The sequence below is a fragment of the Chloroflexia bacterium SDU3-3 genome (assembly GCA_009268125.1).
In the GTDB taxonomy this organism is placed as follows: Bacteria; Chloroflexota; Chloroflexia; order Chloroflexales; family Roseiflexaceae; genus SDU3-3.
Map to the genome: position 1 here is coordinate 386335 of WBOU01000004.1, position 13586 is coordinate 399920.

Consider the following 13586-nt stretch of genomic DNA (forward strand, 5'->3'; position numbering starts at 1 on the left):
CTGTGGCATAGATCGCGGCGGGCGGGGCCAGTGGCCCCGCCCGCCGCTTTTTGCGCATATGGTACCATAGCGCCATGCCGAACATGCTGACCGCCGACGAGACCACCTTCCGTAGCCGCGTGCTGCGCGCGCCGCTGCCCGCGCTGGTGTGCTTCAGCGCGCCGGGCTGCCCGGCCACACAGGCCATGCGCCCCGCGCTTGAGCGCCAGGCCGCGCGCATGGGCGGCCTGCTGGCCGTGGTGGATGCCCCCGACGCCCAGTCCATCGCCGAGCAGTACGGGGTGGCCAGCTCGCCCACGCTGCTGGCCTTCCGCCACGGGGCCGAGGTGCTGCGCTCGGTGGGCTTCCTGCCCGAGCCGCTGCTGGCGCTGCTGTGCGACGCCGCCGCCCGCGCCCATGGTGAATACTCCCGGATCTGGATGCCGCTGGAGGAGGCCTTTGAGGATGTGGCGCTGCTGCCGCTGCTGGGTGCGCTGGGGCTGGGCTACACCCGCCAGCAGCGCTGCGTGAACTGGCCCAGCGCGCGCGGCGGGCGGATCGACGTGCTGATCCACGACGAGCGCGGCGCGGTAAGCCTGGTGGAGAGCAAGCGGATCATCCGCTCGCCCGCCGAGCTGGCCAAGGCCGCCCAGCAGGCCCACAGCTACGCCCGCGCCATGGGGCTGCCCTCGTTCGTGGTGGCAGCGCCCGGCGGGCTGTGGGTCTACGCCCTGCGCGGCCAGAGCGCCGCGCTCTACCGCAGCCTCAGCTGGATCGAGCTAGAGGCCGACGCCCAGCCGCTGCGCGAGGCGCTCTTCGCACTGCAACCCTAACACATGAAAGACCGACGATGACTGCCAACCCGCTTCCCACCCGCAGCCTGGGCGAGGCCACCGAGGGCCAGGTCTACGACAGCCTGCCGATCGACCTCGACAGCCCGCTGGTGCTCGACAAGGCCACCCGCGACAAGCTCGTGCTGCTCGACCCAAGCTGCGCCCCCTTCATCCGCCAGGCCATCGGCCCCCAGGCCATCCGGCGCTGGCACTACGCCCGCCCCGAGCACTGGCTGATCGCCATACCGCGCGGCTGGACAGCGGCCACCCTCGGGCGCGAGCTGACGCCCGCGCAGGCGCTGGAGGCGCTGGGCCAGCGCCATGCGGCCCTGGCCGCCCACCTTGCCCGCCACGAGCAGCCCTTGCGCGAGCGCGCTGCCAGCCCGCTCTGGTGGGAGCTGCCGCCCTACCCGGTGGATTTCTTCGCGGCCCAGTCGATCATCTGGGCCGCCGAGGCCCCGCTGCGGGCCGCGCCATCGCTGGCGGGCGTGTATCTGCTGGCGGGCATCACGCTCACCACCGCGCCCACCACCTTCCTGCTGGGCGCGCTGGGCAGCCGCCGCGTGGAGGCCGCCGCCGCCGCGCTGCCCTCGCTCGGGTCGGATGATAGCTTTAGGCTGCCCATCCCCCAGCCATCCGAGCAGGCCCAGGCCCGCATCGGCGATCTGGCCGAGCAGCTGGTCATCCAGGCCCGCGACCGCGCCGAGCTAGAGCGCGACACCCTGCGCAAGATCATGCGCGACCTGACGCCCGCCGGGGCCACGCCGGGGCCGCGCATGGCCCGCTGGTGGGATCTGAGCTTCGCCGACTTCGAGGCCGAGCTGGTGGCGCGCTTCGCCAGCCAGCTGCCCTTCCGCTACCGCGATGGCTGGGCCAAGCTGCTGAACGAGCGCCGCGTGCAGCACCAGGTGCACGACGCCACCATGGCCGGGCTAGAGGCCGAGCTAGAGGCCTGCATGGCGGGCTGATACGCCTAGATCGCCCCGAACGTGCGGCGCAAAAAGGCCACCGCCTGCTCGGCCTCCGGCTCGTGGCCAGCGGCCACCGGGATCATCAGCGTGTAGGGCAGCGCCCGCCGCTTGCCCATGGCGTAGCTCAGGTCGATGCGCAGCAGCGATGGCTCCGTTGGGATGACATACGCCTTCTGGATCGTCATGCGCGGCTGCTGAAACACGATCCCCTGCATGCCGACCACCGCGCCACCAGCGGTGATAATCACATCCGGCGGCTCGACTACCATGCCGAAGGGGTAGCGCAGGCTGTGCCGCACACGGTAGGCCGAGCGCAGCATCAGCCCGAACAGGCCAAGCGCCACCAAAAATGCGCCGAAAACGCCCACAAAATCCTGCTCGTACAGATTCAGCAGGCCAAGCATCACAAACATCGCCACGCTCACGATCAGCGCATTGCGCGTCAGCGAGGGCTGCCACTGCGCCAGCTGCTCATCCAGCGCCCGCTGCACCTGGGCAAGGCCGCCAAACTGCGCCCACTCCTCGGCGGAGAGCCGCCACGTGGCCACCGGTGCCTGCGCCAGAATCGCGGCGCGCTGCTTCAGCGCCTTGCGCGTGTTCACCACATACATCGCGATCATGCACAGCAGCAGCACGCAGAGCGTGCCCGCCACCACAAGCGCCAGCTGCTGCACGGCGGGCGGCCCAAACGCTATCGCGATGCCCGCCAGCAGCACCAATATAATCATAATCTGCACATCTTGCCAAATAAAGCGCCACATCTGTCGAGTGATATGCATCTCCTACGATCTTTCTGTTGCTCGCGTATGAATCTGCATATCATACATGGTTTTGCGGCATGGCAAAAAAAGATACGGTGGCGCTTTTTTATCTACCCAGCGATGCACTTGGCGCGCTTGAGCTGAAAGATGCGCTCGACGGCGTAGGAATAGCCGCCCGCCTCGTCAAACGACTGGCGAATCTTGGCGATGCTGGCGCGGTAGCTCGGCTGCTCCAGCACGCGGCGCACCGCCTCGGCCAGGGCCTGGGGTGTGGCGCTGGCCGCATCCACCACCACGGTCGCACCCAGTTCCGCCGCGCGCCGGGCCAGGTAGAACTGGTCGGCCCCCAGCGGGATAGACACGAACGGCACGCCGTGGCCGATCAGGTCGCCCATGCTGTTCATACCCGCGTGGGTGATGGCCACGGCGGCGTGCTTGAGCAGATCGAGCTGCGGCACGTAGTCGCGAATAATGAAGTTGCTGGGGATCTCCACCCCCGCCGTGTCCACGTGGTGTGCGGCCATCACCACCGTAAACTCGCTGCCGCCAAAGGCCTCGAAGAACATACGGTTGAGCGCGGGCGCGGCGCTGCCAAACACCGTGCCGAGCGAGATATACAGCACCTTTTTGCCCGCAATCGCATCGAATGGAAAATCGACAGTATATTTCTTTTCGTATATCGGCGGGCCGATAAAGATAAATCGCTCGTCGTAGCTGCCCAGATCGCCCATAAAGTATTTTGATGTGTAGATGATGTTGAGATCGCTGGTGTTGTGCATCTGCTCCATCATGTCGCTGGATAGCGTGATATGGTAGCGATCTGCGATCTTCTTGCAAATCGCTTGGTATGCGCTGTCATACTGCGTCATCATGTCGCGCATGCCTGTACCCTGTGCCTGGGAAAACATTTTTTCCATCGGCGCGAAGACGGCGCGCGAGTAGATCGCGGGGATGCCTAGCGCGTGCGCCACCACGCTGGCGTAGGGGTAGGCCGACGAGGCGACCATATAGTCGAAGCGCCTGCCCGCGACCAGGGCCAGCACGTCGTCGATAAACCGCTCGGGCGCGAGCAGCGCGCTGGCAAACCCCGGCACGCCCTTTTTCTTACCGCCGGATGCTGGTTTTTTTTGCTTGCCAAAGATGTTTAGGTCGCTCGTGTAGCATTGGAAGTCGGCCCCTGCCGCCTCGATCACGCCTTTGAACTCCGGCGAGCTGAAGAAGGTGACGCGCTCGCCCTGGCCGATCAGCGCGCTGGCCAGGCCCAGCATGGGGTTGACGTGGCCGTGGGATGGGATGCAGAGAAACAGAACATGCGACATAGGGATTCCTCCTTGTGTAAGGCATAGCAATGCGGCGCGGTCTGCGGGCAGTTGCGCTGCGCTCGCGCCGCCAGTATGATGGCAGCCAGCATGGTGAGCACTCTAACAGTGTTAGACTAACACTGTTAGAGTACAACCCGATATATCGTTTGTCAAGGGGCCAAGCTATGTCATTACAGAAAGATCAGATCATCCAGACCGCGCTCGCAATCCTCGACCGCGACGGGCTAGAGGGGGTGACGCTGCGCCGCCTCGCCAGCGAGCTTGGCGTGCGGGCCGCTTCGCTCTACTGGCATATCCCCAACAAAGATGCGCTGATGGACGAGATGGCCGAGCGCATCCTGGCCGCACATTTCGCCAGCGTGGATCTGGCCGACGAGCGGAGCGGCTGGGCCGCGTGGCTGGGCGGCATGACCAGCGAGCTGCGCCGCGCCATGCTCTCCCGCCGCGAGGGCGCGCGGGTGGTGGCCGGGGCGCACCTCGGCATCGCCGTGACGCTGACAGCGCTGATGGAGCGCACCGTGGCGGTGCTGCGCCGCGCCGGGCTGAGCACCGGCGACGCCGCCACCGCAACCATGACGATGCTGACCTTCGCGTTCGGCTTTGTGATCGAGGAGCAGGCCTCACCGCCGCTGGGGTGGCTAGATGCCGATGCGGGGCGGCCAGCGACCAGCCCAAGCAGCATCGGCGCGGCGCTGCGCGAGTGGCAGCAGCGCGGGCAGGACGCCGAGCAACGCTTTGAGACGGGGGTGCGGATCATCATCGCAGGGGTGCGGGCGGAGTACGCGCTGCCGCCCGCGCCCTAGCGAGGATTCTTTACCACCAAGACGCCAAAACACAAAGGGAAGAGAAGAGGGTGAAATAGCGAGAGGCCAGCCCCATCCGGCCCATGCGGCGAAGGTGCCGCTACGGTTTTGATGGCCATATGCACGAACACCGGCAGTTTGGGAACAGCATAGGAACGCTCAAAATAGGGGTTCCAAGGGGGCGTAGCCCCATGGCGGTGTTCTTAAGGGCTGGCCCCTCGTCGCCCGCGCAGGGCACGCACCTACGAAACAAGCACCACTACCATCATCAAAGTCAGGGCAGGTCGGCCCGACGCGGAAGCACCAGGAAAGGGCGGCCAGCGCCGCAGCCCCGCTCAGCGCTGGCGTCCAGCGCCACCCCGGCGGCGGATGGTACGCTCGTAGTCCTCGTAGCGCAGCTTGGCGATGGTGGCGCGGTCAAGGGTGCGCAGCACGATGCCCTCGGGCTGGCCGCCCGCGCCCTCGTCCAGCGCGCTGAGGCTGCGCGGCAGACGCTCGCGCAGCAGGGCCAGCGCCGCGTCGATGCTCTGCGGCAGCTCGCCCGGCTCGATGCTGAACAGGCGCGGCGTCACCGGCAGGCCGGCGTCCGCCGCCAGCTGCTGCAACGCCTCCTCGGGCAGGAAGGGCTGGCCGCCCTGCTCGCGCCACTGCGCGATCTGCTGCGGCTCCCAGGCCAGCAGCTCCTGGTAGCTGGCCAGCGGCAGCCGCACCACGTCGAACACGCGGTAGCCCACGCGGCGCTCGCCGGTGTACTGCTTGCTGGCCCCGGTCACCTTGCCGCCGTACAGCTCGCCGTAGACCACGGTGATGGCGTCGGCGCTGGCGAGCTGGCCGACCAGCCGCTCGGCATCGGCCCGCAGCGCATCCACGATGCCCAGCGCGGGGTTGCCGATCAGGTCGCCGCGCGCATACAGCAGCTCCTCGCGGCTGCCCAGCAGGTAGCTCTGGTCGGGCAGGAAGATCATGCGGGCGTTGGTGCCGTCGATCTTCTCGGTGGCCAGCGCCGCCTGCGCGTAGGGCGTGGCGATCTCCAACAGGCCGCCGTTGGCCGGGTCGAGCTGGTGGTAGGTGGCGATCGAGGGGTACTTGGTGGCGGAGTTGAGCCGCCCGAGGTCGGTGTCACGCAGTGCAAAAGCCATTGGGTGCTCCTTTCAGGCAGAAAAAAACCTAGGCATCCCGCCGCGCCAGCACATAGCCGCGCTGGCTGGGGTGCTCCACCCCAGCGTAGGGCGCGCGCTGGATAGTGGCCGCGATGCTGAACCCGGCCTGGCGCAGCCGCTCGGCCACATCTTCCATCGCCAGAAAGTGGAAGTCGAGATCGACCGGCTGCTCCCACCAGCGGTCGAGGTGCAGCACATCCGCGCCAATATGGAAGGCTACCAGCGCCAGCCCGCCGGGGCGCAGTGCGCGGTGCCAGGTCGCGAAGGTGGGCAGCAGATCCTCGGGGGCCAAGTGGATGATGCTATAGAACGCGGCGATACCGCCCAGCGAGGCGTCGGCTAGATCTGGGCTGCGCATGTCGCCCTGGCGGAAGGGGATGCTGGGGAAGCGCTGGCGGGCCTGATCGACCATGCCCGGCGAGAGGTCGACGCCCTCGGCCTGCGCCCCCGCCGAGGCCAGGAAGGCGGCCACGTGCCCTGGGCCGCAGCCCATGTCGCAGATCGGGCCGACGGCCCCGGCCTGCTCGGCGAAGGCCAGCAGCAGCGCGCGGTCGAGCGGCTTTCCGGCAAGCTCGTCGGCGATATTGGCGGTGTACTCGGCGGCCACACGGTCGTAGCTGGCGGCGGTGGGGTCGGCTGAAGCCATGGAATAGCTCCTTTTGGTATGCGAAAACACCCTCACATCATAGATTCAACCGATGCGCAGGAACCAGCGACTATTGGATGACACTGGGGAGGAAACATATGGACATAGCGACCGATGCGCAGGCCCAGCGGCTCGCCCGCGCGCTCGGCATCGCCACGCTGCCACAAGTGGAGGCCGTGGCCGAGTAGCTGTCGACCATCCTAAGGGGCCTGCTGGATCGCCTCGATGCGCTGCTGGATGCCGAGGTGCACTAGATGAGCGGCGCAGGCGTTTTGGCATGTGGCGCACGCTCGATTTTTGATAGCGCTGTTGGAATCTTCGCGCCTTCGTGGTATTCGTTTCTCGTCCTCCCTTGGCTTGGTGGTAAAGAATCTTCACGCCTTCGTGGTATTTATCCCCCCTTGGTCGCCTAGTGGTAAAGCTGCTATACTGTCGGCATTCAGAAGCCCACCGTAGCCCGCAGAACGCCTATGCCAACCCTCGAAGGAACGCTCGAACGGATCACCTTCCACAGCCCCGCCGACGGCTACATGATCGCGCGGCTGCAGCCCCGCGACAAGAAGCACCTTGTCACCATCGTGGGCAGGCTGCTGGGCGTACAGGTGGGCGAGTCGCTGGAGCTGGAGGGGCGCTGGGCCGACCACCCCGAGCACGGCAGGCAGTTTGTGGTCGAGCGCTACCGCACGCTGCTGCCCGCCACCGTCGAGGGCATCCGCCGCTACCTCGGCTCGGGGCTGATCAAGGGCATCGGCCCAGCCACCGCCAAGCGCATCGCCGAGACCTTCGGCGCGTACACGCTGCACGTGATCGAGCACGAGTCGCACCGCCTGACCGAGGTGCCCGGCCTGGGCAGCAAGCGCGCCGACCTGATCGCCCGCGCCTGGCAGGAGCAGCAGGAGATCAAGGCGATCATGCTGTTCCTGCAGGAGCTGGACATCACCCCAGGGCTGGCCATCCGCATCTTCAAGCAGTACGGCGCGCAGTCGCTGGGGGTGGTGCAGGCCACACCCTACCGCCTGGCCGACGACATCTACGGCATCGGCTTCCTGACCGCCGACACCATCGCCCAGTCCATGGGCATCCCCGCCGACTCGCCGCAGCGCATCGGCGCGGGGCTGCGCTACGCGCTCTCGCAGGCGGCGGACGACGGCCACTGCTACCTGCCCTGGGATGAGCTGGTGCGGCGCGGCGCGAAGCTGCTGGGCTGCGAGGATGCGGCGGTGGCCGCCACGCTGGAGGCGATCGCGATCACGCGCGAGGTGGCGGTGAAGACCTGGGACGGCGAGCGCTGCGTGTACCTGCTGCCCTTCGATAGGGCCGAGCACGGCGTGGCCGAGCGGCTGCGCGCGCTCCAGCGCGCCCCATCCGAGATCGTGCCGTTCTTCCGGCGGGTGAGCTGGGAGCGGGTGTTCTCGTTCCTGTCCGAGAAGCGCGGGATCGAGCTGGCCGAGAAGCAGCGCGAGGCGGTGAAGATGGCGCTCACCAGCAAGGTGGCCATCCTCACCGGCGGGCCGGGCACGGGCAAGACCACCACGCTGCGCACGATCATCGCGGCGCTGCGCCAGCGTGGCGAGAAGGTGGTGCTGGCCTCGCCCACCGGGCGGGCCGCCAAGCGCCTGGCCGAGGCCAGCGGCGGCGAGGCCAAGACCATCCACCGGCTGCTGGAGTACTCGATGGCGGGCGGGGGCCACTTCAGCCGCAACGAGGAGAACCCGCTAGACACCAGCTTTGTGGTGGTGGATGAGGTGAGCATGCTGGATGTGCTGCTGGCCAACAACCTGCTGAAGGCTATACCGCCGCAGGCCCACCTGCTGCTGGTGGGCGACGCCGACCAGCTGCCTAGCGTCGGCCCTGGCCGCGTGCTGCGCGACCTGCTGGACAGCATGGCGGTGCCCAGCGTGCACCTCGACACGATCTTCCGCCAGGCCGCCGACAGCGGGATCATCACCAACGCCCACCGCATCAACCACGGCGAAATGCCCGAGCTGCAGGGCATGCCCGACTTCTTCTTCTTCAACGCGGCCCAGGCCGAGCCGTGCGCCGAGCTGGTGGTCGAGCTAGTGGCCAGCCGCATCCCGAACAAGTTCGGGCTGGACCCGCGCCGCGACATCCAGGTGCTCTCGCCCATGCACCGTGGCCCGGCGGGCGTGGCCAACCTGAACGCCCAGCTGCAGGCCGCGCTCAACCCGCCCGCCAAGGGCCGCCCCGAGAAAACCTTTGGCAGCACCACCTTCCGCCTGGGCGACCGCGTGATGCAGCTGCGCAACAACTACGACCTGGATGTGTACAACGGCGATATCGGCGAGGTGCTGGGGATCGACTTCGAGGCCCAGGAGCTGACGGTGCGCTACGATGCCGCGCGCGATGTGGCCTACGACTTCGGGCTGCTGGACGAGCTGACGCTGGCCTACGCCATCTCCATCCACAAGGCCCAGGGGGCCGAGTACCCCTGCGTGGTGGTGCCGCTGCTGATGCAGCACTACAACCTGCTGCAGCGCAACCTGATCTACACCGGCATCACCCGCGCCAAGCGGCTGGTGGTGCTGGCGGGCGATCGGCGCGCGCTGGCCCGCGCGGTGCAGAACAACGAGGTGGCCGCGCGCTACACCGGCCTGGCGCGGCGCATGGGCTAGGGTGGCGCAGGAGTAGACGGGTGGGCGTACTGGGCGGGCATAAAGCCCGCCCGCATCGTGTGCTGGGCCTCGCCACATAGGGTCTATACGTGCTCGACAGGGCACCGATGCTTTCACCACCAAGACTCCAAGAAGCCAAGCAAGAAAGCGAACAATACGAAAGTACGAAGACGCGAACAAAAAAGGAAGAGCAACCTTCGCGTCTTCGCGTCTTCGTGGTAAAAAACCTTCAGTCTGCCGAGAACGCATAGGCCCTGCTCGCCACAAGGCAGAGGGGTGCAGAGAGGAACTATGGAGCTACCGCCGCACGACGACGCGCTGGCCGCCTTCGAGCGGGCGCGCCCGAGGCTGTTCGGCATCGCCTACCGCATGCTGGGCAGCGCCGCCGAGGCCGAGGATATTGTGCAGGAGACCTGGGTGCGCTGGCAGACCGCCGACCGCAGCGCGGTGCGCGACGCCCAGGCCTTCCTGGCCACCGCCGCCACGCGGCTGGCGATCAACGCCGCGCAGTCGGCCCGCGCCCGCCGCGAGACCTACGTGGGGCCGTGGCTGCCCGAGCCGGTGGACACCAGCGCCGACCCCGCGCTGGGGGCCGAGCGCGGCGAGGCGCTGGAGCTGGCGGTGCTGCGCCTGCTGGAGCAGCTGCCGCCGCGCGAGCGCGCCGCCTACGTGCTGCGCGAGGCCTTCGACTACCCCTACCCCCAGATCGCCAGCGTGCTGCAGGTGGGCGAGGCCAACACGCGCCAGATCGTCACCCGCGCGCGCCGGCACCTGGCCGAGGCCCGCCCCGCGCCCGTGAGCAATGCCGAGCACCGCAGGCTGCTGGCGGCCTTCATCGCGGCGGCGCAGCAGGGCGACCTGGCCGCGCTGGAGCGGCTGTTTGTGGATGACATCGTCTCGTACTCGGATGGCAACGGCAGGGCTGGGGTGGCCCGGCTGCCGGTGGTCGGGCGCGAGCTGGTGGCCCGCTTCGTGGCCAACATCGCCACGCGGCAGTGGGCTGCGGTGCAGTTCACATGGGTGGAGGCCAACGGCCAGGCGGGCCTGCTGATCACGGGTGGCGAGCCGCCCGTGGTCTTTGCCACGATCAGCGCCTCGGCCCAGGGCATCGAGCAGCTGCTGTGGGTGGTGGGCGAGGAGAAGCTGGGGGCGATGATGGCGGCGCTGGGCGGCAGCGACGGCCCGCCCAGCGCATCAGAGCCTCTGCGTTCTTGATCAGCCGGGGATTTCCCACGAAGACGCGAAGGTCTTATTTTTCGAATCTTCGCGTCTTCGTGGGTAGTGTTTCCCGTTGTTCCTTGGTGTCTTGGGGTCTTGGTGGTAAAGGAATCAGCGCGCTGCCGAAAAGGCAGAACCCAGCGCCTAGGCTGACCTAGCGGCGCAGCCACTCGGCAAAGCGCGTGGGCGCGATGCGTGCGCCGCTGCCCTCGGCGGGGATGATCGAGCGCTCGCCCAGCGGCGCGCCGAAGTAGCTCGCCTGCGGGTCGCCCACCACGGCCCGCGCATCGCCGCGCGCGGCCAGCAGATCGCGCACGAACGCGTCGAGGCCGCGCGCCTCGGGGCCAGCCACCTCGACGATGCCGCCAGCAGGCGCGGCGAGCGCCACCTCGGCCAGCGCCGCCGCCACATCATCCGCCGCGATCGGCTGGGCCAAGCCGGTGGAGACAATCACCTGCTGCCCGACCGTGCTGGCGTCGGCGATGCCGCCCAGGAACTCGAAGAACTGGGTGGCGCGCACGATGGTGTAGGGGGTGGATGCCGCGCGGATCAGCTCCTCCTGCGCGACCTTGGCGGCGAAGTAGCTGTTGCCGGGCAGGCCATCCACGCCCACGATCGAGAGCGCGATGTGGTGGCGCACGCCCGCCGCCGCCTCGGCGGCCAGCAGGTGCTGGCTGGTGGTGGTGAAGAACTCCTTGAGCGCCTGTGGCTCATACACTTGGGTGTCCATCACATCCACCACTACCTGCGCGCCATCCAGCGCGGCGGCCAGGCCCTCGCCGGTCAGCGCGTTCACGCCGCTGGCGCGCGAGGCGGCCAGCACCTCGTGGCCCTGCTGCCGCAGGATGCCCGCCAGCCGCGACCCGATCAGGCCTGTGCCGCCGATAATCACAATCTTCATAGTAACCTCCAGTAGTGGCCACATGGCCAGCTGCGTGTCTCTTTGGGAGGAAAAAGCCTCTTGCTAGCTATGACCAGCGAGCAGCCCATGCTGTGACACTGCGCTGTTTTTTCCTCTCGCCAGCTATGACCAGCTCGGTGCCAATTCTGTGACACCGCTCGCAAGCTGATTTCAAAAGGGGGTTCACCGCCCAGGCAGGGGGGTTCACCGCCCAGGCAGGGGGGTCACCGCTCGGGCAGGGGGGGCACCGCCCATGCGGCCTCGCCCATCCGGCGAAGGCGCTGCGCTAGGCACGCTGGCCATAATCCCCACCAGCGCGGCGCGGCCCCGCCCGCAGCGGCAGCCCATTTTTTCCCTGTCTTTATTTCTGATCGCCGCACGCGCAGCACCTACGAGTCGGTTGCGTTTTCGCCAAAGCGGCCTATACTGCACCCAGCAAGCGCTGATGGAAAAGAGGCCGACCGTGCTCCCGCAGATCTTTCTCGCCCAGCCCCCCGCCACCGCCCAGGCGCGGCGCACCCTGCGCGCCCACGCGCTGGAGCTGGCCGCCCAGCTCGTGCGGGTGGCCGAGGGGCCGTGCTACGCCATCCTCAACATCGAGCCAGCCGAGTCCGAGCCGATCGACATGCTGCTGCTGCGCCCGCGCTCGGCGCTGGTGGCCCTGGTGCGCCAGGCCGAGGGGCCGCTGCGCGTGCAGGGCGGCCACCCCTGGCTGGCCCAGGCCCGGCAGGCCCGCGCCGACGCGCTGGCCATGCTGGGCGGCCTGGCCCCGGCGCTGGGCACGGCGGTGGCCGCCGTGGTGGCCGCGCCGCGCATCCCTGAGGGCAGCAGCATCGCGCTGGATGTGGAGGATCACCGCCAGCGCGTGAAGCTGCTGGGATTCGACGAGCTGGCCGCGCTGGCATCCATGCTGCAGGCGGGCGCGCAGCTGGATGAGGCGGCTATGCGCGGCGCGGCCCAGGCGCTGGATGCCCAGCTCTGGCACAATGGCGAGCGGCTGCTGTTCGAGATCGGGCTGGCCCCCTACGTGCTGCGCCGAGGCGACGGCGCGACCCTGCCGCTGCTGGAGGGCGCGAGCGTGGTGGGGCGGCGCAAGCAGGCCATCCAGCACGAGTACCGCCTGACGATCGAGGGTGACGACGCCGTGTCCGCCGACCACGCGATCATCGTGTGCGCGCCCAGCGGGCGGCTGCTGCTGCGCGACACCAGCACCAACGGCACCTACATCCGCGCGCCCGGCGGCAGCGAGCAGCGCATCCACCACGCCGAGCAGGCCATCGCGCCCGACACCATCATCCGCCTGGGCGAGACCGAGCTGGCGCTGGTGCGGGCATAGGGCGGGCGCTGGGAAGAATACGTGGGGAGCACGGACAAAAAAACAAAAGAGGAGAAAATGCCAAACTACTGGCTGCTGAAGACCGAGCCGGATGACTACGCCTTCGCCGACCTAGTGCGCGACGGCGGCGCGGTGTGGGATGGCGTGGCCAACAACGCCGCGCTCAAGCACATGCGCGCGATGCGCCCCGGCGACCTGGCCCTGATCTACCACACCGGCGACGAGCGCCGCGCCGTGGGCCTGGCAGAGATCACCAGCGAGGCCTACCCCGACCCCGCCGAGGCCGACCCCAAGCTGCTGGTGGTGGGCGTGCGCCCGCTGCGGCCCCTGGCCCGACCGGTGTCGCTGGCCGAGGTGAAGGCCCAGCCTGCCTTCGCCGACTTCGCCCTGGTGCGGCAGGCCCGGCTCTCGGTGGTGCCCGCCAGCGCCGAGCAGTGGGCCATGCTGCTGGCCATGGCCGGGGAGGACGCGCATGGATGAGGAGATCGTGTTCCCCTGCGTGGATGACCGGCTGGAGCTGGGCGCGGGGGTGTACCTAGCCCCGCAGACCTACGTGCACGGCGCGGTGCGGATCGGCGACGACAGCAGCATCTGGCCTATGAGCGTGGTGCGCGGCGACAAGGGCCGCATCCAGATCGGCGCACGGGTGAACATCCAGGATGGCTGCGTGCTGCACGCCGACCCCGACGCCTGGCTCAGCATCGGCGACGACGTGAGCGTGGGGCACGGCGCGATCGTGCACGGCTGCACCGTGGAGGACGAGGTACTGATCGGCATGGGCGCGGTGGTGCTGAACCAAGCCCGCATCGGGCGCGGCTCACTGATCGCGGCGCGGGCGCTGGTGACGGAGGGTATGGTGGTGCCGCCCGGCTCGCTGGTGGTGGGTATCCCCGGCAAGCTGCGCCCGCTGGGCGAGGGCCACCAGGGGCGCATCCTGCGCACCGCCCAGAACTATGTGGCGCTCAAGAACGCCTACTTGGCAAAGAATGCATCGTATCGTCAGGCATAAAGACAGGCGCGCCG

13 protein-coding genes are annotated in these 13586 nt (G+C 68.4%); 8 read left to right on the forward strand and 5 right to left on the reverse strand.

Features of this window, described 5'->3' with window-relative positions; genetic code table 11:
- Positions 1 to 74: 74 nt before the first annotated feature.
- Positions 75 to 812, forward strand: a complete 738-nt coding sequence (locus tag F8S13_08955; GenBank protein ID KAB8144006.1) for a hypothetical protein — start codon at positions 75 to 77, stop codon at positions 810 to 812.
- Between the two features lie 17 nt (positions 813 to 829).
- Positions 830 to 1780 carry a hypothetical protein gene (locus F8S13_08960; protein KAB8144007.1) on the forward strand — a complete coding sequence of 317 codons (951 nt, stop codon included), beginning with the start codon at positions 830 to 832 and terminating at the stop codon, positions 1778 to 1780.
- Positions 1781 to 1785: 5 nt separating this feature from the next.
- Here the strand turns inward: F8S13_08960 and F8S13_08965 are convergent, their stop codons facing one another.
- Complete coding sequence (locus F8S13_08965; protein ID KAB8144008.1) at positions 1786 to 2511, reverse strand: hypothetical protein; 726 nt, start codon at positions 2509 to 2511, stop codon at positions 1786 to 1788.
- A gap of 143 nt (positions 2512 to 2654) precedes the next feature.
- Positions 2655 to 3863 (reverse strand): glycosyl transferase, encoded by a 1209-nt coding sequence (locus F8S13_08970; protein KAB8144009.1) that lies wholly within the window; start codon positions 3861 to 3863, stop codon positions 2655 to 2657.
- A 29-nt stretch (positions 3864 to 3892) separates the two neighbouring features.
- Between F8S13_08970 and F8S13_08975 the strand changes: the two genes are divergently transcribed.
- Positions 3893 to 4669: a TetR family transcriptional regulator gene (locus F8S13_08975; GenBank protein KAB8144010.1), complete on the forward strand. Its 777-nt coding sequence runs from the start codon at positions 3893 to 3895 to the stop codon at positions 4667 to 4669.
- A 335-nt stretch (positions 4670 to 5004) separates the two neighbouring features.
- On the opposite strand, the gene F8S13_08980 is transcribed toward F8S13_08975, so the two are convergent.
- Together F8S13_08980 and F8S13_08985 are read right to left on the reverse strand one after the other, a co-directional pair.
- The gene (locus F8S13_08980; protein KAB8144011.1) at positions 5005 to 5808 is read right to left on the reverse strand and encodes a hypothetical protein; all 804 of its coding nucleotides are present in this window, start codon (positions 5806 to 5808) and stop codon (positions 5005 to 5007) included.
- A 28-nt stretch (positions 5809 to 5836) separates the two neighbouring features.
- Complete coding sequence (locus F8S13_08985) at positions 5837 to 6475, reverse strand: methyltransferase domain-containing protein (protein ID KAB8144012.1); 639 nt, start codon at positions 6473 to 6475, stop codon at positions 5837 to 5839.
- A 470-nt stretch (positions 6476 to 6945) separates the two neighbouring features.
- On the opposite strand from F8S13_08985, the gene F8S13_08990 reads away from it, so the two are divergent.
- Together F8S13_08990 and F8S13_08995 are read left to right on the forward strand one after the other, a co-directional pair.
- Positions 6946 to 9108 (forward strand): ATP-dependent RecD-like DNA helicase, encoded by a 2163-nt coding sequence (locus tag F8S13_08990; protein ID KAB8144013.1) that lies wholly within the window; start codon positions 6946 to 6948, stop codon positions 9106 to 9108.
- Between the two features lie 291 nt (positions 9109 to 9399).
- The gene (locus tag F8S13_08995) at positions 9400 to 10323 is read left to right on the forward strand and encodes an RNA polymerase sigma-70 factor (protein ID KAB8144014.1); all 924 of its coding nucleotides are present in this window, start codon (positions 9400 to 9402) and stop codon (positions 10321 to 10323) included.
- Positions 10324 to 10480: 157 nt separating this feature from the next.
- Here the strand turns inward: F8S13_08995 and F8S13_09000 are convergent, their stop codons facing one another.
- Positions 10481 to 11227: an NAD(P)H-binding protein gene (locus tag F8S13_09000; GenBank protein ID KAB8144015.1), complete on the reverse strand. Its 747-nt coding sequence runs from the start codon at positions 11225 to 11227 to the stop codon at positions 10481 to 10483.
- A gap of 463 nt (positions 11228 to 11690) precedes the next feature.
- On the opposite strand from F8S13_09000, the gene F8S13_09005 reads away from it, so the two are divergent.
- Genes F8S13_09005 through F8S13_09015 form a run of 3 tightly spaced genes read left to right on the forward strand, consistent with a single transcriptional unit; the run spans position 11691 to position 13572 of the window.
- On the forward strand, positions 11691 to 12563 hold the full coding sequence (locus tag F8S13_09005; GenBank protein ID KAB8144016.1) for an FHA domain-containing protein: 873 nt from the start codon (positions 11691 to 11693) through the stop codon (positions 12561 to 12563).
- Positions 12564 to 12620: 57 nt separating this feature from the next.
- Positions 12621 to 13043, forward strand: coding sequence for an EVE domain-containing protein (locus F8S13_09010; protein KAB8144017.1), 423 nt, complete (start codon positions 12621 to 12623; stop codon positions 13041 to 13043).
- Positions 13036 to 13572 carry a gamma carbonic anhydrase family protein gene (locus tag F8S13_09015; protein KAB8144018.1) on the forward strand — a complete coding sequence of 179 codons (537 nt, stop codon included), beginning with the start codon at positions 13036 to 13038 and terminating at the stop codon, positions 13570 to 13572. The genes F8S13_09010 and F8S13_09015 overlap by 8 nt, the downstream gene beginning before the upstream one ends.
- The last annotated feature ends 14 nt before the right edge of the window (positions 13573 to 13586 follow it).